21 protein-coding genes are annotated in these 23,255 nt (G+C 61.5%); 13 read left to right on the top strand and 8 right to left on the bottom strand.

Annotated elements, in window-relative coordinates:
* Positions 1-70 precede the first annotated feature (70 nt).
* Genes waaF through IE038_RS17800 form a run of 7 tightly spaced genes read left to right on the top strand, consistent with a single transcriptional unit; the run spans position 71 to position 7,028 of the window.
* Positions 71-1,120 (top strand): lipopolysaccharide heptosyltransferase II, encoded by a 1,050-nt coding sequence (gene waaF, locus IE038_RS17830; protein ID WP_189396027.1) that lies wholly within the window; start codon positions 71-73, stop codon positions 1,118-1,120.
* Positions 1,121-2,179 carry a lipopolysaccharide heptosyltransferase I gene (waaC, locus tag IE038_RS17825; protein WP_163936502.1) on the top strand — a complete coding sequence of 353 codons (1,059 nt, stop codon included), beginning with the start codon at positions 1,121-1,123 and terminating at the stop codon, positions 2,177-2,179.
* Positions 2,179-3,303 (top strand): glycosyltransferase family 4 protein, encoded by a 1,125-nt coding sequence (locus IE038_RS17820; RefSeq protein WP_163936506.1) that lies wholly within the window; start codon positions 2,179-2,181, stop codon positions 3,301-3,303. Before waaC ends, IE038_RS17820 begins: the two co-directional genes overlap by 1 nt.
* Positions 3,300-4,106, top strand: a complete 807-nt coding sequence (gene rfaP / locus IE038_RS17815; protein ID WP_163936509.1) for a lipopolysaccharide core heptose(I) kinase RfaP — start codon at positions 3,300-3,302, stop codon at positions 4,104-4,106. The genes IE038_RS17820 and rfaP overlap by 4 nt, the downstream gene beginning before the upstream one ends.
* On the top strand, positions 4,106-4,840 hold the full coding sequence (locus tag IE038_RS17810; RefSeq protein WP_163936512.1) for a lipopolysaccharide kinase InaA family protein: 735 nt from the start codon (positions 4,106-4,108) through the stop codon (positions 4,838-4,840). Before rfaP ends, IE038_RS17810 begins: the two co-directional genes overlap by 1 nt.
* Positions 4,837-5,589, top strand: a complete 753-nt coding sequence (locus IE038_RS17805) for a lipopolysaccharide kinase InaA family protein (protein ID WP_163936516.1) — start codon at positions 4,837-4,839, stop codon at positions 5,587-5,589. The genes IE038_RS17810 and IE038_RS17805 overlap by 4 nt, the downstream gene beginning before the upstream one ends.
* Complete coding sequence (locus tag IE038_RS17800) at positions 5,589-7,028, top strand: lipopolysaccharide kinase InaA family protein (protein WP_189396026.1); 1,440 nt, start codon at positions 5,589-5,591, stop codon at positions 7,026-7,028. Before IE038_RS17805 ends, IE038_RS17800 begins: the two co-directional genes overlap by 1 nt.
* A 16-nt stretch (positions 7,029-7,044) precedes the next feature.
* On the opposite strand, the gene IE038_RS17795 is transcribed toward IE038_RS17800, so the two are convergent.
* Together IE038_RS17795 and IE038_RS17790 are read right to left on the bottom strand one after the other, a co-directional pair.
* The gene (locus IE038_RS17795) at positions 7,045-7,755 is read right to left on the bottom strand and encodes a 3'-5' exonuclease (protein ID WP_163936519.1); all 711 of its coding nucleotides are present in this window, start codon (positions 7,753-7,755) and stop codon (positions 7,045-7,047) included.
* A complete protein-coding gene (locus IE038_RS17790; RefSeq protein WP_163936521.1) occupies positions 7,752-9,689 on the bottom strand; it encodes a DUF294 nucleotidyltransferase-like domain-containing protein in 1,938 nt (645 codons plus the stop codon). The genes IE038_RS17795 and IE038_RS17790 overlap by 4 nt, the downstream gene beginning before the upstream one ends.
* Before the next feature lie 245 nt (positions 9,690-9,934).
* On the opposite strand from IE038_RS17790, the gene IE038_RS17785 reads away from it, so the two are divergent.
* Positions 9,935-10,381 (top strand): response regulator, encoded by a 447-nt coding sequence (locus tag IE038_RS17785; RefSeq protein ID WP_163936526.1) that lies wholly within the window; start codon positions 9,935-9,937, stop codon positions 10,379-10,381.
* Between the two features lie 67 nt (positions 10,382-10,448).
* Here the strand turns inward: IE038_RS17785 and IE038_RS17780 are convergent, their stop codons facing one another.
* Complete coding sequence (locus IE038_RS17780; RefSeq protein WP_163936528.1) at positions 10,449-12,626, bottom strand: malate synthase G; 2,178 nt, start codon at positions 12,624-12,626, stop codon at positions 10,449-10,451.
* 438 nt (positions 12,627-13,064) lie between these two features.
* Here IE038_RS17780 and IE038_RS17775 point away from each other — a divergent pair, with 438 nt between their 5' ends.
* Positions 13,065-13,583 (top strand): glycine cleavage system transcriptional repressor, encoded by a 519-nt coding sequence (locus tag IE038_RS17775; RefSeq protein WP_163936531.1) that lies wholly within the window; start codon positions 13,065-13,067, stop codon positions 13,581-13,583.
* Between the two features lie 210 nt (positions 13,584-13,793).
* Here IE038_RS17775 and rarD read toward each other — a convergent pair whose 3' ends face one another.
* The 5 genes from rarD to IE038_RS17750 form a co-directional block, all read right to left on the bottom strand.
* Positions 13,794-14,681, bottom strand: a complete 888-nt coding sequence (rarD, locus tag IE038_RS17770; protein WP_163936534.1) for an EamA family transporter RarD — start codon at positions 14,679-14,681, stop codon at positions 13,794-13,796.
* 64 nt (positions 14,682-14,745) lie between these two features.
* Positions 14,746-15,720, bottom strand: a complete 975-nt coding sequence (locus tag IE038_RS17765; RefSeq protein ID WP_163936537.1) for a serine/threonine protein kinase — start codon at positions 15,718-15,720, stop codon at positions 14,746-14,748.
* A gap of 139 nt (positions 15,721-15,859) precedes the next feature.
* On the bottom strand, positions 15,860-17,761 hold the full coding sequence (locus IE038_RS17760) for a PhoX family protein (RefSeq protein ID WP_189396025.1): 1,902 nt from the start codon (positions 17,759-17,761) through the stop codon (positions 15,860-15,862).
* Between the two features lie 64 nt (positions 17,762-17,825).
* Entirely contained in the window at positions 17,826-18,590 is a 765-nt protein-coding gene (locus IE038_RS17755; protein ID WP_163936540.1) for a TOBE domain-containing protein, read from the bottom strand.
* A 58-nt stretch (positions 18,591-18,648) separates the two neighbouring features.
* Positions 18,649-19,386: a ComFC family protein gene (locus IE038_RS17750; protein WP_189396024.1), complete on the bottom strand. Its 738-nt coding sequence runs from the start codon at positions 19,384-19,386 to the stop codon at positions 18,649-18,651.
* 88 nt (positions 19,387-19,474) lie between these two features.
* On the opposite strand from IE038_RS17750, the gene bioB reads away from it, so the two are divergent.
* From bioB to bioC, 4 genes are read left to right on the top strand one after another with little or no spacing between them, the layout of a single operon-like run.
* Positions 19,475-20,533: a biotin synthase BioB gene (gene bioB / locus IE038_RS17745; protein ID WP_163936543.1), complete on the top strand. Its 1,059-nt coding sequence runs from the start codon at positions 19,475-19,477 to the stop codon at positions 20,531-20,533.
* Positions 20,534-20,540: 7 nt separating this feature from the next.
* Positions 20,541-21,713: an 8-amino-7-oxononanoate synthase gene (gene bioF, locus IE038_RS17740; protein ID WP_189396023.1), complete on the top strand. Its 1,173-nt coding sequence runs from the start codon at positions 20,541-20,543 to the stop codon at positions 21,711-21,713.
* On the top strand, positions 21,706-22,437 hold the full coding sequence (locus IE038_RS17735) for an alpha/beta fold hydrolase (protein ID WP_163936546.1): 732 nt from the start codon (positions 21,706-21,708) through the stop codon (positions 22,435-22,437). Before bioF ends, IE038_RS17735 begins: the two co-directional genes overlap by 8 nt.
* Positions 22,430-23,254: a malonyl-ACP O-methyltransferase BioC gene (gene bioC / locus IE038_RS17730; RefSeq protein WP_163936549.1), complete on the top strand. Its 825-nt coding sequence runs from the start codon at positions 22,430-22,432 to the stop codon at positions 23,252-23,254. Before IE038_RS17735 ends, bioC begins: the two co-directional genes overlap by 8 nt.
* Position 23,255: the final 1 nt, after the last annotated feature.

Raw genomic sequence — 23,255 nt, 5'->3', positions numbered from 1 at the left:
GATTATAAAGAGGGGAGGCCAGGCTGTTGATGAACAGGCTGCAGCCTCCCTGATCGTTTCTGGATAAAGCATGAGAATTTTGATCATTGGGCCCAGCTGGGTGGGCGATATGGTAATGGCACAGACCCTGTTCCATTGCCTGAAGCAGCATCACCCCGAGTGTGTGATCGATGTGCTGGCACCTGAGTGGAGCCGGCCGATCCTTGAGCGCATGCCTGAAGTGCGCAAGGCCTTGAGCTTTCCGCTTGGCCACGGCGCGCTGGAGTTGGCGACCCGTCGACGCATCGGCAAGTCCCTGGTGGGCGAGTACGATCAGGCGATCCTGCTGCCCAATTCGATGAAGTCGGCGCTGGTGCCGTTCTTTGCCGGGATCGCTCGGCGTACGGGCTGGCGTGGCGAGTTTCGCTATGGCCTGCTCAATGACGTGCGCACGCTCGACAAGGCGCGTTATCCATTGATGATCGAGCGCTTCATGGCCCTGGCGTACCCGGCTGGCGCCGAGTTGCCCACGCCATACCCGCGTCCGAACCTGCGCATCGAGGCCGAAAGCCGTGATGCCGCCTTGGCCAAATTCGGCCTGGCACTGGATCGCCCGGTATTGGCGTTGTGCCCAGGCGCCGAGTTCGGTGAGGCCAAGCGTTGGCCGTCCGAGCATTACGCCAAGGTCGCCGAGATCAAGATCCGTGAAGGCTGGCAGGTATGGCTGTTTGGCTCGAAGAACGACCATGCCGTGGGCGAGTCAATCCGTGAGCGGCTGATCCCTGGGCTGCGCGAAGAGTCGACCAACCTCAGTGGCGAAACCTCCTTGGCCGAGGCGATCGACCTGCTGTCCTGCAGTGACGCCGTGGTGTCCAACGACTCTGGCCTGATGCATGTGGCTGCGGCCCTGAACCGTCCGCTGGTGGCGGTTTATGGTTCGACCTCGCCGGGCTTCACTCCGCCGTTGGCCGACCAGGTGGAAATTGTTCGCCTGGGCCTGGAGTGCAGCCCGTGTTTCGAGCGTACCTGCCGCTTTGGCCATTACAACTGCCTGCGCCAGCTGGAGCCGGAGGCCGTGGCTGCCGCGCTGCAGCGGCTGAACGGTCCAACGCTGATCGATGTCATGGCCGAGGTCGACTAAGTGCGGGTATTGCTGATCAAGACGTCCTCGCTGGGTGACGTGATTCACGCGCTGCCAGCGCTGACCGATGCTTCCCGGGCGATTCCCGGCATCCGCTTCGACTGGGTGGTCGAAGAGGGGTTCGCGGAGATCCCCAGCTGGCACCCTGCGGTGGACAAGGTCATTCCGGTGGCCATCCGCCGTTGGCGCAAGAACCTCTGGCAGACCTTCAAGAACGGCGAATGGCGCCAGTTCAAGCAGCGTCTGCGTGAGCGCCAGTACGACCTGGTGATCGATGCCCAAGGCCTGGTCAAGAGCGCCTGGTTGACCCGTTACGTCAAGGCGCCGGTGGCCGGACTTGACCGCTATTCGGCACGTGAAGGCCTGTCGAGCCGGTTTTATGACCGCCGACTGTCGGTTGCCAACGGCCAGCACGCGGTGGAGCGGGTGCGTCAGTTGTTCGCCCTGTCGCTGGGGTACGACCTGCCTTCCGGGCTAGGTGATTACGGCCTGGACCGCTCGCGTTTGCAGGAAGGCCCGGCCGCACCGTTCGTGGTGTTTCTCCATGGCACCACCTGGGACACCAAGCACTGGCCTGAAGCCTACTGGCGTGAGTTGGCCGAGCGTATGGGCCGCTTGCGTGTCGAGGTACGTCTGCCGTGGGGTAACCCGGCTGAGCGCGCGCGCGCCGAGCGTATTGCCCAAGGACTGGCCAATGCCAAGGTCTTGCCGAAATTGAATCTTGCCGGTGTCGCCCGGGTGCTGGCTTCGGCCAAGGCCTGTGTGGCGGTCGACACTGGGCTTGGTCACCTGGCCGCAGCGCTGGATGTGCCCACCCTGTCGTTGTTCGGACCAACCAACCCCGGGCTGACCGGTGCCTATGGCAAGGCGCAGATACACCTGGGCAGCAATTTCCCCTGTGCGCCGTGCCTGCAGAAGAAATGCACCTACAAACCGAGCGCAGAGGATCAGCGTCGGTTCGATCTCAAACGCGAGTGGCCGCTGTGCTTCACTCGCTTGAATCCCGAGCACGTAGCGGGCCGACTGAGCGCGCTGCTGCTGGCTGAGGATGTTCGTTGATGCAACTGGCTTTTGTGCTCTACAAGTATTTCCCCTTCGGTGGTCTGCAGCGCGACTTCATGCGTATTGCGTTGGAGTGCCAGCGGCGCGGGCACCAGATTCGTGTCTATACGTTGATCTGGGAAGGCGATGTGCCGCCAGGCTTTGAAGTATTGGTGGCGCCGGTCAAGGCGCTGTTCAATCACCGGCGTAATGAAAAGCTCAGTGCCTGGATGGCCGCCGACCTGGCCAAACGCCCAGTCGATCGGTTGATCGGTTTCAACAAGATGCCTGGCCTGGACGTTTACTATGCGGCTGATGGGTGCTTCGAGGACAAGGCGCAGACCTTGCGTAACTCGCTGTACCGGCGCTGGGGACGCTACCGGCACTTCGCCGAGTATGAGCGGGCGGTGTTCGCACCAGAGTCCAAGACCGAAGTCCTGATGATCTCCGAAGTGCAGCAGCCGCTGTTCATCAAGCACTACGGCACGCCGCTGCAACGTTTCCACTTGCTGCCACCCGGCATCTCCCAGGACCGTCGGGCACCGGCCAATGCGGCTGAAGTTCGTGCGGCGTTTCGCCGTGAATTCGCGTTGTCCGATGATGACCTGTTGCTGGTCCAGATCGGCTCGGGGTTCAAGACCAAAGGCGTTGACCGCAGCCTGAAAGCCTTGGCGGCGCTGCCTTCTGAGTTACGCAAACGTACTCGACTGATGGTCATCGGTCAGGACGACCCCAAGGTCTTCCAGCTGCAGAGCACTGCGCTGGGGCTGGGCGATCACGTGCAGTTTCTCAAGGGGCGCAGCGATATTCCGCGCTTTCTGCTTGGGGCCGACCTGCTGATTCACCCGGCTTACAACGAGAACACCGGGACGGTGTTGCTGGAAGCCCTGGTGGCCGGCCTGCCGGTGTTGGTCTCGGCGGTCTGCGGTTATGCCCACTACATTGCCGAGGCCGACAGCGGCCTGGTGCTCGATGAGCCATTCGAGCAGGAACAACTCAATCAGTACCTGCAGCGCATGCTCGAAGACAGCAGCGCTCGGGCCGCTTGGGCGCGTAATGGCCTGGCGTTTGCCGACAGCGCCGACCTGTACAGCATGCCGCAGCATGCCGCCGATGTGATTCTGGCGCAGGAGCGCGCATGAAACTGAAACTGGCTGAACCCTTCAAGCGCCTGTGGGCCGGGTGTGATGCCTTCGAGGCTGTTGAAGCCCTGCAAGGTCAGGTGTACCGCGAGCTGGAAGGCCGCCGTACCCTGCGCACCGAGGTCGAGGGGCGGGGGTATTTCGTCAAGATTCACCGTGGCATTGGCTGGGGTGAGATCTTCAAGAACCTGTTCACCGCCAAGCTGCCGGTGCTTGGTGCCGGCCAGGAATGGCGCGCCATCGAGCGCTTGCATCAGGCAGGCGTACCGACCATGACCGCGGTCGCCTACGGTGAGCGCGGCAGCAACCCGGCGACCCAGCACTCGTTCATCGTGACCGAGGAACTGGCACCCACTGTCAGCCTGGAAGATTTCAGCCTGAACTGGGTCCAGCAGCCACCCGCGCCGCGTCTGAAAAGGGCGTTGATTGCCGAAGTGGCACGCATGACCGGAACCATGCACCGCGCGGGGGTCAATCACCGTGACTGTTACATCTGTCACTTCCTGCTGCATACCGACCGTCCAGTGACGGCGGACGACTTCAAGCTTTCGGTGATCGACCTGCACCGCGCCCAAACCCGTGCGCAGATCTCCCGGCGCTGGCGCGACAAAGACCTGGCGGCCCTGTACTTCTCCGCACTGGATATTGGCCTGACCCCGCGCGACAAGTTGCGTTTCCTGCGCGGCTACTTCCAGCAGCCGTTGCGTCAGGTCCTGGCTGAAGAAGCAGCCTTGCTGCGCTGGCTGGAGGGCAAGGCCCAGAAGCTCTATGCGCGCAAACAACGGTATGGGGATGCGCTCTGATGGCGGGTTGGACACTTGACCCTGCCTATGCGGCACTTGCAGCCGATTTTGGCAGTATCGAGGCGGTCTTCGCACTTCAGGGTGAGCGTTTGACTCATGACCTGTTGAGTGAGGTGATCCGGGTTCAGCGCGACGGTATCAACTACTACGTCAAACGCTATGTCGGTGCTGGCAAAGGCTTGCGCCGCTACCTCGGGCGACCACGGATCAAAGCGGAATGGCAGAACCTCCGGCTGTTTGCCAAATGGAACATTCCTACTGCCGAAGTGATCGCCTGGGGCCTGGAGCGTAATGGCCTGAGTTTCAGTCGCGGGGCAATGATTACCCGTGAGTTGCCGCATACCGAAGACCTGTCTGTGCTGGCCGAGCGCGGTGATCCTCGCTTGCGTGACCGCGCCTGGGTTGACCACCTGAGTCGGCAACTGGCGCGGCATACCCGCTGCATGCATGACCAGCGCTTTACCCACAATGACTTGAAGTGGCGCAACCTGCTGGTCGACGATCAGGGTACGTTGTTCCTGATCGACTGCCCGACGGGTGATTTCTGGTGGGGCTTCATGTTGCGCTACCGGATTACAAAGGATTTGGCATGCCTGGACAAAGTGGCCAAGTATCAATTGTCTGCGACCCAACGGCTGCGTTTCTACCTGCAGTACCGTGGGTGCAAACGGCTGAATGCGGCAGACAAGCGGCGCATTCGGCATGTTGTAAGGTTTTTTGAGGGGCGCGAATGAGCGATTTTCTGGCCAGCGCCGAGTCGGCATTGCTCGACCGCCATGGCCTGAACACCTTCGACCAGCTCTGGGCGTTGCAGCTCGATGCGGTCGATGAACCCAACACCGGGCGTGGCGGCTGGAGCAGCGTTTATCGCCTGGAGCTGGAGGGCAAGGGCTACTACCTCAAGCGTCAGAGCAATTACTTGACCCGCACGCTGCACCGGCCGCTCGGTGAGCCGACCTTTGCCCGCGAGTTTCGTAACATCAGCCGTTACCAGACCCTGCACATTCCGGCGTTACAGGCGGTTTATTATGGTGAGCGGCGTATCGAGGGTGAGCGCCGTGCGATCCTGATGACCCGCGCACTGGATGACTGGAGCGACCTGGAAAGCCTGCTGGCACAATGGCCGCAACTGCAGGTGTCGAAGCGTCATGCCATTCTTCAGGCCTGTGGCCTATTGGCGCGTACGTTACACCGTGCCGGTCAGGTGCACGGCTGCTTCTATCCCAAGCATATTTTCCTGCGTGAACGCCGCGAGGCCTGGCAGGCGCAACTGATCGATCTGGAGAAAACACGACCGCTGTTGTTTGGCATGCGTGACCGCCTGAAAGACCTGGAGCCGCTGTTTCGGCGTGCCCGGTCCTGGAGTGATGGCGATGTGCGCGCGTTGCTGGCCGCTTATCTGGAGCAGGCTGCGGACAGCGTCTTGGTCGATAATTGGTTGCAGCGCCTGATGCGCCGCCGCAGTAATAAAGAGGCCCGCTGATGCAATTGTCTGAACTCAAGAGCGCCGGACGCAGCCCGACGCTGCCACTGAGCATTTCCCTGGCCGATGCGGCCGGTGCTGCCGATTTGCAACTGCTGACGCTGTTGAGGGTGCTGCCTGGGCAGCGCTATGTCGGTGCCGGAGTCTGGCGTGGTAAGCCCGTGCTGGCCAAGCTGTTGGTGGGCAGCAGCGCTGCACGGCACTTTCAGCGTGAGCTGGAAGGCGTGCGCTTGCTTGCCGGGCAAGGGCTGACCACGCCACAGCTATTGGCCGATGGCCTGCGCGAGGGCGAAGGTGGCTGGTTGCTGTTCGAGTTTCTTGAAGGCGCTACCAGCCTGGCCGATGCGTGGGCCGAGGTGGAAAACCTGCCGTTGTTGGCCGATGAACAACAACACGTGCTCGGTGATGCATTGGCTGCCGTGGCGCAGATGCATGCCAAGGGCCTCTGGCAGGAAGACCTGCACCTGGACAACCTGCTGCGCCATAACGGTCAGCTGTACCTGATCGATGGCGCCGGCATCAAGGCCGAAACCCCAGGGCAGCCGCTGTCGCGTGATCAGGTGCAGCAGAACCTTGGGGTGTTGTTTGCGCAACTGCCCAAGCGCCTTGAACCCTACATCGAAGAGTTGCTGGTGCATTACCTGTTGGCTAACGGCGAGCATGCGCTGGTGCTGGAAGCGCTGCAGAAGCAGATCGACAAGGTGCGTGCCTGGCGCCTGAAGGACTACCTGGACAAGGCGGGCCGTGAATGCACGCTGTTCAGCGTCGAACGTGGGCTTTCCGGGCTGAGGGCAATTCGCCGCGATGAGTTGGCCGCGATGAGTGCCGTGCTGGAGCAGGCCGATACGTTGATCGAGCAGGGGCATATGTACAAGACCGGCGGGGCAGCCAGCGTCGCGCGGGTTGAGGTCGATGGTCGCCGTCTGGTGATCAAACGCTACAACATCAAGAATGCCACACACTGGCTCAAGCGCTTCTGGCGCCCTAGCCGAGCCTGGCATTCGTGGATCGAAGGGCATCGCCTGGCGTTTCTGGATATCGCCACGCCAAAGCCGCTAGCGGTACTGGAGCGGCGCACCTGTGGCTTGCGTGGCCGTGCGTACCTGGTGACCGAGTACCTCGGTGGTCCTGATCTGGTCGAGTGCTTTGCGCCGTATGTCGAAAGCGGCGACGTGCCTCAGGAGCAGTTGCATGCCTTGCAGCACCTGCTGGAGCGCTTGATCCACGAGCGCATCAGCCACGGTGACCTCAAGGGGCATAATCTGTTCTGGCAGGATGGCAACTGGGCGCTGATTGACCTTGATGCGATGAGCCACCATGCCACCCAGCTCAGCTTCGCACCGGCATTTGCCCGCGACCGTGCGCGTTTGCTGCGCAACTGGCCAACGGGCAGCGCCCTGTACCAGCGGCTGGATCGAGAACTGCCAACGCTTGTCTGAGCGTCAGCGTGCTCGCTTAGAAGAGCTGACGCTGCTGCTGGCGCCGACGCCAGCCGCTTAACCGCTGTTCAAGTGCCAAGGGGCTGTCGATGTGTTGCCGTTTGGCCTGGCTGAACAGGATCAGTGCCAGTTCGGCAGTGACCAGGGCGTCAGCGCTGGCATGGTGGCGCTCGCTGGCTTCAAGGCCGAAGTAATAGGTCCAGTCGTCGAGCCCAGCTTCACGCAAGGTGGCGTTGGGGTTGAGCTGGGGAGCCAGTTCGGCCACGTCGATGAAGGGGTGTTGCAGGCGATAACCCAGGCTGTCTTTCAGGGCGCGGCTGAGCATGCGCTGATCAAAAGGCGCATGGAACGCCAGTATCGGGCTTTCGCCGATGAACTCCATGAGGTCGAGCAAGGCTTCGACCGGGTCGCAACCGGCAGCAATGGCGCTTGGGCCAAGGCCGTGGATCAGCACGCTGGGGCTGAGCTTGTGGTCATGCCGGTGCAGGGTGCGCTCAAACTGTTGGCCTAAGTCGATAGCGCCGTCCTCAATGACCACCGCACCAATGGACAGCACCTGGTCACGGTTGACGTTCAGCCCGCTGGTTTCCAGGTCGAGAACAACCCAGCGTTGTGCGTTTAACGGGCGCTCGTCCAGTGCGACCGCGCCAGGCAATTGCGCCAGGCGTCGGGCTTGGTGTTCATTGAGACGGGGCTGGCGGGGACGCAGCCAGGCAAACAGGCTCATAACTGATACCGCAGGGTCAGGCTGGCTTGCAGGCGTTGGGCCTGGCGCAGGGATTCACGCAGGATGCGTCGGTCCAGATGGTTCAGGCTGTCTGGGTCGACGCGGTTGGAGTAGGGCAGGTTATGCCGGGTTTGCAACTGGTGTTGTTGCATCCGGGTCTGCTGGATGAAGTGGTAGGCCTCTTCATAGGCTGCACCGTCCAGTGGGTCGATGACATCCTTGGTGACCAGTTGGCGCAGACGCTCCAGGGTGTTGTTGGCGCCAATGCCGTTGGACAGCGCCAGCAGGCGTGCGCCGTCGACGAACGGCGTCAGGCCCTGGACCTTGAGGTCGAGCGTCGCGGCCTTGTCGTCGCCCTGGCGAGTCAGAACGAAGTCACGGAAGCGGCCAACCGGTGGACGCTGACGCAAGGCATTTTCGGCCATCATGCGCTGGAACAGACGGTTGTCGGCCACTTGCTCAAGAATGCCCTGACGCAGTTGCTCGCAGGCACTCTCGTCGCCCCAGACCACCCGAAGGTCGAAGTAGATGCTTGAGGCCAGCAGGTTCTCCGGCGTGGCCTCACGAATGAAGGCGGCGAAGCGACGGGCCCATTCGGCGCGCGACAAGCACAGTTGCGGATTACTGGCCATGATGTTGCCTTTGCACAGGGTGAAACCACACTGGGCCAGGCCTTGGTTGATGTGCAGTGCCAGTGGCAACAGCTTGCTGCGTATCTCTTCGGCGTCAGCTGCATCGCGTGCTTCAAAGAGAATGCCGTTGTCCTGATCGGTATGCAGGGTTTGTTCGCGTCGTCCTTCGCTGCCAAAACACAGCCAACTGAACGGCACGCCCGGATCGCCCTTGTCCTGAATCGCCAGTTCGATGACCCGGCAGACGGTATGGTCATTCAGCAGGGTGATGATCTGGGTGATCTGGGTCGAGGATGCCCCGTGGGCAAGCATGCGTTCGACCAGTTGGCCGATCTCGCCGCGCATCGATACCAGGTTCTCGATGCGCGGAGCGTTGCGAATGGTACGGGCCAGGTGTACCAGGTCTACCCGCTGCAGGGAGAACAGGTCACGTTCGGACACCACGCCGCACAGGCGTTTGTCTTCCACCAGGCAGACATGGGCGATGTGCCGTTCGGTCATCGCAATGGCCGCATCGAAGGCACTGGCCTCGGGGCTGAGGAAGAACGGCGCATGGGTCATGTGTTGTTCGATCGGCGCCGAAAAGTCGGCGCTGGCGTCGGCCACTACCTGACGCAGGTCGCGCAGGGTGAAGATACCAATGGGCGCGCGCTGCGGGTCGACGATGACAATACTGCCAACCTGCTGTTCATGCATCAGCCGGACGGCTTCGCGCAGGGCTGTTTCGGGGCCGCAGACCACTGGGTGACGCATCGCCAGTTCACCCAGGCGCGTGTTCAGCGAGTACTGGGTGCCGAGGGTTTCGACGGCCTTGCGCTGAACTTGCTGGTTCACCTGGTCGAGCAGGCTGCTGACACCGCGCAGGGCGAAGTCCCGGAACACGTCGGACAGGGTGAACAGGCGAATGAACGCCGCTTTCGGCAGGCGCAGGCAGAAGGTGTCCTCGGCTGCCAGATGCTCAGTGCGAGTCGCTCGCTCACCCAGCAGTGCCGCCAGTGGGAAGCACTCACCGCTGGTGATTTCAAAGGTGGTTTCAGTGCCGCGCTTGGCCGTGTGTGGGCGTTCGCCGACCACACGGCCTTGTTTGACGATGTAGAAATGCTCCACCGGCCCGTCAGCGGGCTTGATGATGCTTTCGTCGGCAGCATAGAAACGCAGCTGGCACTGTTCCACCAGAAAGGCCAGATGGGTGTTCTCCATCTGGTTGAACGGAGGGAAACGTTGCAAAAACTGCATGGTTCCCTGAATGTTCTGCATGACTGCCGTCTTGCCGGCTTGGGCGAAGGCGTCCATTTTACTCATGTGTTCGACCAAATCTCTGGGCTCGGCGGCGCAGCGCCGAAGATTGTTCTTGTCTGCCTCCATGGTCGGTCGCAGGCACGGCAGTGCCCATTGGACGTAAGTCTAAAAAGCGCGGTGTAGGCAGGCTGATTGGCGTCAGGAGTGGGTTGTCGGTCATCCATTGAGCGACGAAAGGCAGGTTGCAAGGCGTCGTAATGCAGTCTGAACTTGATGAGGTGGGCAATTTCACAGCGCACGGAGCGGCCATGACCGATCATGAAAACATTTTGAGCGATGCCGAGCGTGAAGCGCTCAGTGCGGTCATGCACGCTCCGGTGGCGACGGTCCTCAGCGTATTGATCGTTGATGATCAGCGCGATGCCGCGAACCATGTGGCTGAGCAGCTTTGCGCGCATGGCTTCCAGTGCCAGGTGCTGGATAACGGTAATGCCGCACTTGAGCGATTGCAGACGGACCGGACGATAGGTCTGTTGATCACCGGCCTGCATATGGCGCCGGTGGAAGGCCTGGAACTGATTCGATTGATTCGGGCGTCGGAACGTGCGGCTTTGCCCGTTGTAATCATTGCGGGCGAGGCTGAGGTGCAGGATGCGATTTCGGCGATGCACCTGGGCGTGGTGGACTTTCTGCTCAGGCCAATCGATATGGAGACGTTGCTGGTCTTGGTGCGGCGGGAACTGGGTATGTGCTGACGGGCAACCACGCGTGCCGCCGCCAGCAACACGGGCCTGTTGAAAGGCCGTGTTGCTGGCGATTGCATTACAGGCCGTTACGCGCTTTGAACTCGCGACGACGGCGGTGCAGGACCGGCTCGGTGTAGCCGTTTGGCTGCTTGGTGCCTTCTACCACCAGTTCGACTGCCGCCTGGAACGCGATGTTGTTGTCGAAGTCTGGTGCCAGTGGGCGATACAGCGGGTCGTTGGCATTCTGCCGGTCGACCACTGGGGCCATGCGTTTGAGGCTTTCCATGACCTGGGCTTCGCTGACAATGCCATGACGCAACCAGTTGGCCAGCAGTTGGCTGGAAATCCGCAGGGTGGCGCGGTCTTCCATCAGGCCGACATCGTTGATGTCCGGCACTTTCGAGCAGCCAACGCCTTGGTCGATCCAGCGCACAACATAGCCGAGGATGCCCTGGGCGTTGTTGTCCAGCTCGTTACGGATCTCTTCTTCGGACCAGTTGGTATGGGTTGCCAGCGGGATGGTCAGGATATCGTCGACCGAAGCCGGCGTACGCTTGGCCAGCTCCGCCTGGCGGGCGAAGACGTCGACCTTGTGATAATGCAGCGCGTGCAGTGCAGCGGCTGTTGGCGACGGCACCCAGGCGGTGTTGGCACCGGCCATCGGGTGAGCGATCTTCTGTTCAAGCATGCCAGCCATCAGGTCCGGCATGGCCCACATGCCTTTACCGATCTGTGCACGACCTGACAGGCCAGTGGCCAGACCGATATCGACGTTGGAGTTCTCGTAGGCACCAATCCACTTCTCGGCTTTCATGGCGCCTTTGCGCACCATGGCGCCCGCTTCCATGGAGGTATGGATTTCGTCACCGGTACGGTCGAGGAAGCCGGTGTTGATGAACACTACACGCTCGCTGGCAGCCTTGATGCAGGCCTTCAGGTTGACCGTGGTGCGGCGCTCTTCGTCCATGATGCCGACTTTCAGCGTGTTGCGCTTCAAGCCCAGAACATCTTCGATACGGCCGAACAGTTCATTGGTAAACGCGGCCTCTTCAGGACCGTGCATTTTCGGTTTCACGATGTACACCGAACCGGTACGGCTGTTCCTGCGGCTGGTGTTGCCGTTGAGGTTGTGCATCGCCGCCAGGTTGGTGATCAGGCCGTCGAGGATGCCTTCAGGCACTTCGTTGCCGTCTTTGTCGAGAATGGCGTCGATGGTCATCAGGTGACCAACGTTGCGCACAAACAGCAGCGAACGACCGTGCAGGCTCAACGAACCGCCTTCAGGTGTGCTGTACTCGCGGTCCGGGTTCATGGTGCGGGTGAAGCTTTGACCGCCTTTGCTGACGCTTTCAGACAGGTCGCCCTTCATCAGGCCGAGCCAGTTGCGGTAGATCACCACTTTGTCATCGGCATCGACTGCTGCGACGGAGTCTTCGCAGTCCATGATGGTGGTCAGGGCGGCTTCGACCAGAATGTCCTTCACGCCCGCAGCGTCGGTTTGGCCGACAGGGGTGCTGGCGTCGATCTGGATCTCGAAGTGCAGGCCGTTGTGCTTGAGCAGGATGGCGGTCGGTTTCGCCGCATCACCCTGGAAGCCAATCAGTTGTGCGTCATCACGCAAGCCGCTGTTGCTGCCACCCTTGAGGGCGACCAACAGTTTGCCGCCTTCGATACGGTAGGCGGTGGAGTCGACATGGGAGCCGGCTGCCAGTGGCGCGGATTCATCGAGGAAGGCGCGGGCGAAGGCAATGACCTTGTCGCCACGGACCTTGTTGTAGCCTTTGCCTTTTTCCGCGCCGCCAGCTTCGCTGATGGCGTCGGTGCCATACAGGGCGTCGTACAGCGAGCCCCAGCGGGCGTTGGATGCGTTCAGGGCAAAGCGCGCATTCATTACCGGAACCACCAGTTGTGGGCCGGCCATGCGAGCGATTTCGTCATCGACGTTTTCGGTGGAGATCTGGAAATCTGCCGCTTCTGGCAGCAGATAGCCGATTTCCTGAAGGAAGGCTTTGTAGGCCGTAGCATCGTGTGCCTGGCCTTTGCGTGCCTGGTGCCAGGCGTCAATCTTCGCCTGCAGGTCGTCACGTTTGGCCAGGAGGGCTTTGTTCTTTGGAGCGAGGTCGTTGATGATCTTTTCCGCACCCACCCAGAACTGTTCGGCGTTGACGCCGGTTCCAGGAATGGCTTCGTTGTTCACGAAGTCGAACAGGACTTTGGCGACCTGAAGGCCACCGACTTGAACGTGTTCAGTCATTGCTTGCCTCACTCTGCTCAGCTATTCAGCTCTTCTATTTAAAGCCTGTAGCGCTTCTCTAAACACGGCACCAGAACTTGCCCGGAGGGCGGCTGGGTGCCGCCAACCAGGCGTGCTGGTGGGCGGTTGCGTATTTTCACAGGCGCCTTGGCAGACATCGAATCAACGTTATGTAGTCCGCGCTGCGGCATACTACATGATGCGCGGCGGTTGTGAAAATTAGACTAAATACGTCGTTCTGCGACCGTTTGGTCGCATGGGGTCACGCTGGAAGACAGCATGTTCTCAAAAAACAGAGAGATTGTTCCAGATAAATCTTAAAACGGTACACGATTTGTCTTTCCAGACGACTGCGGCAGGTTGCCGCGCCTTGCCTATACTTTCTCCGCGCCTTGGCAATTCGGGCGAATCGAACCGTTAAACGCAGAGGGCTGCCGCGTGAATCATCTCGTATTGACAGTGATTGCCGCCGACAAGGCGGGCCAGGTGGAGCGCATCGCAGAGTGCATTGCCGAGCATAACGGCAACTGGCTTGAGAGCCGCATGGCGCGGATGGCCGGTCAGTTTGCCGGGATTTTGCGCGTGGCCGTGCCGGCCGAGTCTTATGATGAGTTGGTCGAAGCCCTGCAGGCGCTGGCCAGCCAGGGTATTCGCGTGCTGATCGCCGAAAGCGGCATCGAACCTTCCTGTACCTGGAAGCCTATCGCGATGGAGTTGGTGGGCAATGACCGGCCAGGCATCGTTCGCGATATCACGCGTCTGTTGGCCGAGCTGGGAATCAACGTCGAACGCTTGAACACCGATGTAAGACCGGCGCCAATGAGCAGTGAGCCACTGTTCTACGCCGAAGCGCTGCTGGCGCTGCCGTTGACCTTGTCGCTCGAACAGTTGCAGAAACACCTGGAAGCGTTGGCAGACGACCTGATGGTAGAACTCACCTTGCGAGCGGAAGAATAGTTATCCCGTTTTACCGGGGATGCCCTTGTGGATAACCTGGGGAGCCTCATGGCAACGCCAGGCTGGCTGGGGCGTGCAGAGGTTTGAGCAAAAAATGAGCACATTCAAGGGCTTGTTCACAAAGCACGGGGATCAGCTTGTGGATAACCTTGGGAGAGGTTACTACAGGCCACGTGCTATGTGGCCTGCAGTGATTTGTGTATTTTTTGATCAGTTGTTTTTGCGCAGGCGTAGCCAGCTTTCGAGGCTGTACAGCGCCAGGCCCGTCCAAATGAAGATGAACGCGACCAGCGTACTGCTCGACAGGTGCTCACCAAACAACCACACCGCCTGCAGCAGGACCAGCGTCGGCGCCAGGTACTGCAGGAAGCCCAAGGTGGTGTAGGGCAGGTGGCGCGCAGCGGCGTTAAAGCAGACCAGTGGTACCAGCGTGACTGGCCCGGCGGCAATCAGCCAGAGCGCTTCGCTGCTGCTGTAGAAGCTGGCCTGAGCACTGTTGGCTTGCGGGTTGAGCAGCAGCCAGCCGAGGGCCAGCGGCACCAGCATCCAGGTTTCCACCACTAGCCCTGGCAGCGCCGCAACAGGTGCCCTTTTGCGGATCAGGCCGTAGAAACCGAAACTCAATGCCAGTGTCAGCGAGACCCACGGCAGGCTGCCGACCTGCCATACCTGCTGTGCCACTCCCAGTCCCGCAAGGCCCACGGCGAGCCATTGCAGGCGACGCAGGCGTTCGCCCAGCAGAAGCATGCCCAGCAGTACGTTGACCAGCGGATTGATGTAGTAGCCCAGGCTGGCTTCGAGCATACGACCGTTGTTCACGGCCCAGACATAGGTCAACCAGTTACCGGCGATCAGCGCGCCACTCAGGGCCAGGGTCGCCAGCCGACCAGGGTTTTCGCGGAGCTCGCGCCACCAGCCGGGGTGTTTCCAGACCAGTAGCAACAGGGCGCCGAACAAGGCTGACCAGAGCACCCGGTGAACAATGATTTCGACTGCGGGAACGGCCTGCAGGGCTTTGAAGTAGAGGGGAAACAGGCCCCAGATTATATAGGCGGTCAGGCCCAGGATGTACCCGCGGCGCGGGTTGGCGGCGTGCATGCAGATTCCTTGCTTAGGCAGCTAACTAAAAGCAGCTGCCATTGTAGACAGACGGCTTCGGATGTCAGAACAATTTCAGCGGTTCTTCATCCAGTGCGGCCCGTTGTTCACGTAGTGCGAGGATCTGGTCGCCCCAGTAACGCTCCTGACCGAACCAGGGGAAACTGCGGGGGAAGGCCGGGTCATCCCAGCGACGTGCCAGCCAGGCGCTGTAGTGCAGCAGGCGCAGGGCGCGCAGCGGTTCAATCAGGGCCAGTTCCCTCGGATCGAAATCGTGGAATTCGTTGTAGCCGTCCATCAGCTCGGCCAGTTGCCCCAGGCGCTCCTGTCGGCTGCCAGCAAGCATCATCCACAGGTCTTGAACGGCTGGCCCCATGCGGCAATCGTCCAGGTCGACGATATGGAACACGTCATCCCGGCACATCAGGTTGCCGGGGTGGCAGTCGCCGTGCAGGCGGATGAGCGTATGCGGCGTTTGCGCATAGATGGCCTCGACGCGCTTGAGCAGGTCGCGGGCGACGGACTCATAGGCTGGCAGCAGGCTCTTGGGGACGAAGTTGCCTTCGAGCAAGGTGGCGAGCGAAGCATGGCCGAAGTTATCCACCGCGAGGGTTTCACGGTGTTGGAATGGGCGGGTTGCGCCTACAGCATGCAAGCGTCCCAGCAGTTGGCCAAGGCGATAGAGCTGGTCAAGATTGCCCGGCTCGGGCGCTCGCCCGCCACGTCGTGGGAACAGGGTGAAACGAAAGCCGGCGTGTTCGAACAGGGTGGCGCCGTTGTGGACCAGTGGTGCGACCACAGGTACATCGCAATCGGCCAGCTCGGCGGTGAAGGCGTGCTCTTCGAGAATGGCCTCGTTGCTCCAGCGACCGGGCCGGTAGAACTTGACGATCAACGGCTCGGCGTCTTCGATGCCGACTTGATAGACGCGGTTCTCGTAGCTGTTGAGGGCCAATACCCGGGCATCGCTGAGAAACCCGGTGCTTTCTACGGCATCCAGTACCAGGTCGGGGGTGAGGGTATCGAAGGGGTGTGACATACGCGCTCCTGCCGTGCGGCAGACAGCCGCATCATGTCTGGCATGGTATCGCAATCCACCCGAGGCGTGCGCCGAAGTGCAGGGGGCGGGTTACGGCTGACGGCCCTGTCCCCCGCACAACCGGCGCCTGCTGGGTGCGTCATGCACCGATGATACCGCCGTCCTCCCGGCGGATCGCCATGACTGACGAACGTGGCTTGCCGTTGGGCAGGTGCTCGGGAAACGTCGAGCCGCCGCTCTCGCCTGGGTGCTGGATGCCCACGAATAGTGTGCGCTGGTCTGGCGCAAAGGCGATGCCGGTGACTTCACAGCCGACGGGGCCGACCATGAAACGGCGAATCTCGCCGGTCGTCGGGTGGGCGCAGAGCATCTGGTTGTTGCCCATGCCGGCAAAATCGCCACGGTTGCTGTAGTCGCCATCAGTGAGAATCAACAGCCGCCCGTCGGCATCGAAACCCAGTCCATCCGGGCTGTTGAACATGTTCTGCGGGTTGATGTTGGCAGAGCCGGCTTTCGCGTCGCCGGGATGAACACCCGGGTTGCCGGCAATCAGGAACAGGTCCCAGTTGAAGGTCATGGCGCCCTGGTCGTCGGCGCTTTCCCGCCAGCGCAGTATCTGTCCGTAAATGTTCTTCTCGCGGGGGTTCGGCCCGTTCACGGGTTGACCTTCCTCACCACGTTTGACGTTGTTGGTCAGGGTGCAATAGACCTGGCCATCCTTGGGGCTGACCACAATCCATTCCGGGCGGTCCATGCGTGTGGCGCCGAGCAGGCTGGCTGCCAGGCGCGCATGAATCAGCACCTGAGCCTGATTGGCGAAGCCATTGGCCGCGTTCAGGCTGTTCTTGCCGTGGGTCAGTTCCAGCCACTGGCCTTTGCCTTTCGGCTGGTCAGGGTTGCCGTCGCCGTTATCGAAGCGGGCGACATACAGGGTGCCATGGTCGAGCAGGTTACGGTTGGCGTTGGGGTGCTTGTGGTCGATGCGGTCGCGGCTGATGAATTTGTAGATGAACTCCCCGCGTTCGTCGTCGCCCATGTAGACCACCGCCCGGCCGTCGCGGGTTTCGCCAAGCGCCGCATTTTCATGTTTGAAGCGGCCCAGTGCGGTGCGTTTGACCGGTGTCGAATGTGGGTCGAAGGGGTCGATTTCGACCACCCAGCCATGCCGGTTGAGTTCGTTGGGGTTTTTCGCCAAATCGAAACGCGGGTCGTGCGGGTGCCAACCAATGTCCTTGCTGGCTATCGAGGCACCGTAGCGTTTCTGGCCAGCATCGAACGTTTGCTGAGGGTTGCTGCTGCCGAAGCAGTCAGTGAAGTTTTCTTCGCAGGTCAGGTAGGTGCCCCACGGCGTCTTGCCATTGGCACAGTTCTGGAAAGTGCCCAGTACCTTGCTGCCGCTGTTGTCGGCAGTGGTCTTGAGCCACGCATCGCCGCTGGCCGGGCCACTCATGCGGATCGGCGTATTGCCGTGAATCCTGCGGTTGTAGGGCGAGCCCTGGACGAACTGCCACTGGCTATTGTTGCGTTGCACTTCGATTACCGACACACCTTCGGCTGCCTGGGCTTTGTGCACGTCTTCGGCGGACGTTGGCTGGCCACCGTGAGGGAACAGGTAGCGGTAGTTGGTGTACTCGTTGTTGATGGCCATCAACGCCCGGTTTTCATCGCCAGGGAAGGGGAACAGGCTCATGCCATCGTTGTTGTCGCCAAACTGCAGTTCCTGCGCTTTGGCGCTGCCATTGCCCGAGGCGTCGAAGGCCGGGCTATCGGCATGAAGCGGCTGGCCCCAACTGATCAGCACCGAGGCGTTGTAGCCTGGCGGCAGGCTGATGCTGTCAGTGGTTGCGGCAGGGATCGACGGAAAACCCAGCAGGCTATCGTTGGCGGCCTTGACGCTCTGCGCCAGTGTGCTGCGGCTCAGCAGGCTGCCGCCAAGAAACAGCGCGGCACCACACAAGGCGCCGGCGCCGATGAAACGGCGCCGGCTGAGGCCGACCATCTGTTCGAGGTCGGTAGGCTGGTTTTCGTCTAAGAGGGTCATGATCGGCTTCCTGCTGTTTTGGCAGTCACCTTAGTCAGCCTATATGACGGTAATGTGTCGAATTTTAGACTGGGGTTCCGAGCAGTACGTGGGACGGCGGGAACTGAACCTGCAGCAGGCTTCCAGGTGCTACGCGCAGTTCATCCAGCCACTGGGCTTCGGCGAGGGCGCAAAGGGTCTGGCCGTTGCTGAGCACCAAACGCACTTCGCTGGGGCCTTCGCTATCGTCGAGGCGTTCTTCGACGGTCGCCTGAAGGCAGTTGTAGCCCGGCGTGGGTTGCACAGTGGTTGCCAGCAGCGTCAACCAGCCAGCCTTTATCAGCGCAACGACGGTGTCACCTGGAGCCAGTTCCAGGCGCAACGTGCTGTCGTGGGTGATCTGCGCGGTGAGGCTCAGGTTGTCGGCCAGCGCCAACTCGATCAGGTCATTGCGGCCCTGCGCATTGACGGCCCGGACCTTGCCATACAACTGGTTGCGTGCGCTGGTGCGCAGCATCAGCCGACCGAGGAGGTCGAGGTCGGCGGCGTCTTCAGTGGCTTCGAGAATCTGCGCCTGCAAAGCTTGCAGGCGTTGATACAGGCGCAGCACACGAGCGCCTTCCTCGGTCAGTTTCGCGCCGCCACCCCCCCGGCCGCCGACGCTGCGTTCGACCAGCGGCGTGCCAGCCAGATTGTTCAGCTCGTCGATAGCGTCCCAGGCGGCCTTGTAGCTGATGCCGGCGCTTTTGGCCGCCCGCGTGATCGAGCCTTGCTCGCCGATGTGCTGCAGCAGGGCGATGCGTTGCGGGCGTTTGACGAGGTACTGGTTGAGCAGGGCGGGCAGGGACATGAATGGCTACGCAGGGTGACGGTGATCGCTGCGAAAGTGCCCGCCCACGGGTGCCAAGTCAAGCGCGGCCCGGCTTTGGCGTGCGCGCCAGGCAGTACACATCAACCCGTCGAGCGCCGGCCTTGAGCAGCAGGCTCGCCAAGGCCTGTGCGGTAGCGCCGGTGGTCAGTACGTCATCGATCAAGGCCAGATGCCGGCCGGCCACGGCGTTCACATCCGTCACCGCGAAGGCGTGGTGCAGGTTGCGCTTGCGGGTCCGGGCATTCTGGCCCTGTTGTGGCGGCGTATCGAGTGTGCGCACCAACAGGCGCTCATCGCAGGTGATCTTCAGTTGTGTGCCAAGCCAGTTGGCCAGCATCCCGGCCTGGTTGTAGCCGCGCTCACGCAACCGGCGGGCGGCCATCGGTACAGGCAGCAGAAGTGCTGGCGGTGTCAGGCCCTCGGCGAATCGGTAAGCCAGCCAGTTGCCGAGCAGTTCGGCGAGCAGCCGACCCAATGGCCACTGGCGGTGATACTTGAACCGGGTGATCAACGCATCTACTGGAAACCCATAGTGCCAGGGGGCCTCAACCTGTTGGAAGGCCGGGCGGCGGCGATTGCATTGCCCGCAGAGCAGCCCTTGCATGGGCAAGGGCAGTGCGCATACCCGGCAGCGTTCATCAAGCCATGGCAGCTCAGTCTCGCAGGCAATACAGATAGGGATGGGGGCGTGAGTGGGCTCATCGCACAATAAACACGCGTGGTTATTATTTAACCACTTGTAAACCCATTGTTTAAGCTTCGGTTGACAGTGCATGGGGCTTCCTTAATCATGCAAACACTCCGTGATGCGCTGGCGGGCTTTCCTGTCCCGGCGCCAGTCAAGCCTAAACAAGGAATCGCCCATGAGCGCCAGCACAACTGCAACTCTTCGTCACGACTGGACCCTGGCTGAGGTCAAAGCCCTGTTCCAACAGCCGTTCAACGACTTGCTGTTCCAGGCGCAAACCGTACATCGCGCGCACTTCAACGCTAACCGCGTCCAGGTATCGACCTTGCTGTCGATCAAGACCGGTGCGTGCCCGGAAGATTGCAAATATTGTCCACAGTCCGGTCACTACAACACCGGCCTGGACAAGCAGAAGCTGATGGAAGTGCAGAAGGTGCTGGAAGAAGCCGCACGGGCCAAGGCTATCGGCTCTACCCGGTTCTGCATGGGTGCCGCCTGGAAACACCCGTCAGCCAAGGACATGCCGTACGTGCTGGAGATGGTCAAAGGGGTCAAGGCGATGGGCCTGGAAACCTGCATGACCCTGGGCAAGCTCGACCGTGAGCAGACCCAGGCTCTGGCCGAAGCCGGGCTGGACTACTACAACCACAACCTCGATACCTCGCCGGAGTTCTACGGCAACATCATCACCACCCGTACCTACGGCGAACGCCTGGAAACCCTGGCCTACGTGCGCGATGCCGGGATGAAGATCTGTTCAGGCGGTATTCTCGGTATGGGCGAGTCGCTGGACGACCGCGCAGGCCTGCTGATTCAACTGGCCAACCTGCCAGAACACCCGGAGTCGGTCCCGATCAACATGCTGGTAAAAGTGGCCGGTACGCCGCTGGAGAACGCTGACGCTGTCGATCCGTTCGACTTTATTCGCATGCTCGCCGTTGCCCGCATTCTGATGCCGAAGTCCCATGTCCGTCTGTCGGCCGGCCGTGAAGCCATGAATGAAGAAATGCAGGCCTTGGCCTTCTTCGCCGGCGCCAACTCGATTTTCTACGGCGAGAAGCTGCTGACCACTGCCAACCCGCAAGCCGACAAGGACATGCAATTGTTCGCGCGCCTTGGTATCCAGCCTGAAGCCCGCGAAGAACATGCCGATGAGGTCCATCAAGCGGCGATCGAACAGGCCTTGATCGAGCAGAAAAGCAACGAGTTGTTCTACAACGCCGCCTCGGTCTGAGGTGCGGATGAGCTTCGATCTTCGTGCGCGCCTGGAAGAACGGCGCGCGGCCTCCCTGTACCGGCAACGACCTTTGCTGGAGAGCCCGCAAGGCCCCAGCGTGGTGGTCGATGGCCAACCGCTGTTGGCCTTTTGCAGCAACGACTACCTGGGCCTGGCCAATCACCCGGATGTGATTGCTGCCTGGCGCGACGGTGCCGAGCGCTGGGGTGTCGGCGGCGGTGCTTCGCACTTGGTGATCGGCCATAGCGGCCCGCATCACGCGCTGGAAGAGGCGTTGGCCGAGTTCACCGGGCGCCCCAGGGCGTTGCTGTTCACCACAGGTTACATGGCCAACCTGGGGGCCGTGACAGCATTGGTCGGGCAGGGCGATACGGTCTTGCAAGACCGGCTCAACCACGCATCATTGCTTGATGCCGGGCTACTCAGCGGCGCGCGTTTCAATCGCTACCTGCATAACGATGCCCTGAGCCTGAGCAGCCGTCTGGAAAAAGCCCAAGGCAACACCCTGGTGGTCACCGACGGGGTGTTCAGCATGGACGGCGATGTGGCCGACCTGCCCGCATTGGCCAAGGCGGCAAAGGCGCGAGGCGCCTGGTTGATGGTCGACGATGCGCATGGTTTTGGCACCCTTGGCCGACAAGGCGGTGGGGTGGTCGAGCATTTCGGTCTGGGTCTGGAGGACGTTCCGGTGTTGGTCGGCACCCTGGGTAAGGCCTTCGGCACCGGGGGCGCATTTGTTGCGGGCAGCGAAGAGCTGATCGAGTGCCTGATCCAGTTCGCCCGCCCTTATATCTACACCACCAGTCAGCCACCGGCGCTGGCGTGTGCAACCTTGAAAAGCCTTGAGCTGCTGCGTACTGAGACCTGGCGCAGAGAGCACCTGGCCGCCTTGATCCAACAATTTCGCAGTGGCGCCGAGCAGATCGGTTTGACGCTGATGGACAGCTTCACCCCGATCCAACCGATCATGATCGGTGACAGCGCACGGGCTGTGCGGTTGTCGCAGTTGCTGCGCGCGCGCGGCCTGCTGGTCACTGCCATTCGGCCTCCAACGGTTCCGGCGGGAGGGGCGCGGTTGCGTGTCACCCTGACCGCGGCCCACAGTCAGGAACAGGTGCAGCTATTGTTAACTGCATTGGCCGAGTGCTACCCGCTGCTGGAGCCTGTCGATGCGTGACCGTCTGATACTGTTGCCGGGTTGGGGGCTGGGGACCTCGGCGTTGGAGCCGTTGGCTGCTGCCTTGCGTGCATTGGACCCGACGCTCAAAGTCGAGGTGCACGCCTTGCCACAACTCGACACCAGTGATCTGGACGCTTGGCTCTCGGCGCTGGATCGCAGCGTGCCGCGCAATACCTGGTTGGGCGGCTGGTCGCTGGGTGGAATGCTGGCGGCTGAGTTGGCCGCCCGTCGTGGCGATGAGTGCTGTGGCGTTCTGACCCTGGCCAGCAACCTCAGTTTTGTCGCCCGTCCAGATTGGCCACAAGGGATGGCGCCCGCCACGTTCGAGACGTTTCTCGACGGCTGCCGCCACCATCCGCAGGTAACCCTCAAACGCTTCATTTCACTGTGCAGCCAGGGGGCGCAGGAACCGCGCACCTTGGCTCGGCTGTTGACGGCCGGCATGCCGCAGACCCGTGAGGAGTTTCTGGTGACGGGCCTGGAACTGCTGGCGCAACTGGATACCCGTGCGGCGCTGCAGGCGTTTGATGGCCCGCAGTTGCACTTGTTTGCCGGGAGCGATGCGTTGGTGCCGGCAGAGGCTGCACGTGAGTTGCTGAATGTGCTGCCCGATGTGGAGGTTGGCCTGATCGAAGACAGTGCCCATGGCTTCCTGATGGAGTCGCCCCACGAGCTGGCCTGCGCGATTAAAGCGTTTTTGCACGAGAGCGGTGATGACTGATCTATCCCAGCCGGGCTTGCCCGGCGCCTTGCCCGACAAGCGCCAGGTCGCGGCGTCGTTTTCCCGTGCGGCCGTCAGCTATGACAGCGTTGCGCAGTTGCAGCGCGATGTAGGAAGTACCTTGCTGGAGCAGTTGCCCGCCTCGTTGGAGCCCTCGAACTGGGTCGACCTGGGCAGTGGCACGGGCTACTTCAGTCGGATGCTGAAACAGCGTTACCCACAGTGTGTCGGTGTGGCGGTGGACATTGCCGAAGGCATGCTTCGTCATGCTCGCGAACAGGGTGGTGCGCATTACCATGTCGCGGGTGATGCCGAGCGTTTGCCGCTGCGAGAGGCTAGCGTCGGGCTGATCTTCTCCAGCCTGGCGGTGCAGTGGTGCGGCGATTTTGCGGGCGTGCTCAGCGAGGCGCGGCGGGTCTTGCAGCCCGGCGGCGTGCTGGCGTTTGCCAGCCTGTGTGTCGGTACGCTCCAGGAGCTTCGCGACAGCTGGCAGGCGGTGGACGGGTTGGTTCACGTTAACCGTTTTCGGCAATGGGAAGCGTATCAGCGCCTGTGCATTGCCAGCGGCATGCAGGTGCAGGTATTGGAGAACCGTCCGCATGTATTGCACTACCCGGATGTGCGCAGCCTGACCCATGAGCTCAAGGCCCTGGGCGCCCACAATCTCAACCCAGGTCGGCCCACCGGCTTGACGGGGCGGGCGCGTATGCAAGGCTTGCTACAGGCTTACGAGCGTTTCCGTGAGCCGCAAGGCCTGCCGGCGACCTATCAGGTGGTCTACGGGGTGCTGCAGAAACCTCTGGAAGGTGGAGTCTGAA

Origin of the sequence: Pseudomonas laurentiana, assembly GCF_014648275.1 — a bacterium.
Lineage (GTDB): Bacteria > Pseudomonadota > Gammaproteobacteria > Pseudomonadales > Pseudomonadaceae > Aquipseudomonas > Aquipseudomonas laurentiana.
The sequence above is the reverse complement of the archived record's forward strand: the minus strand, read 5'-3'. Positions and strand labels throughout refer to the sequence as shown.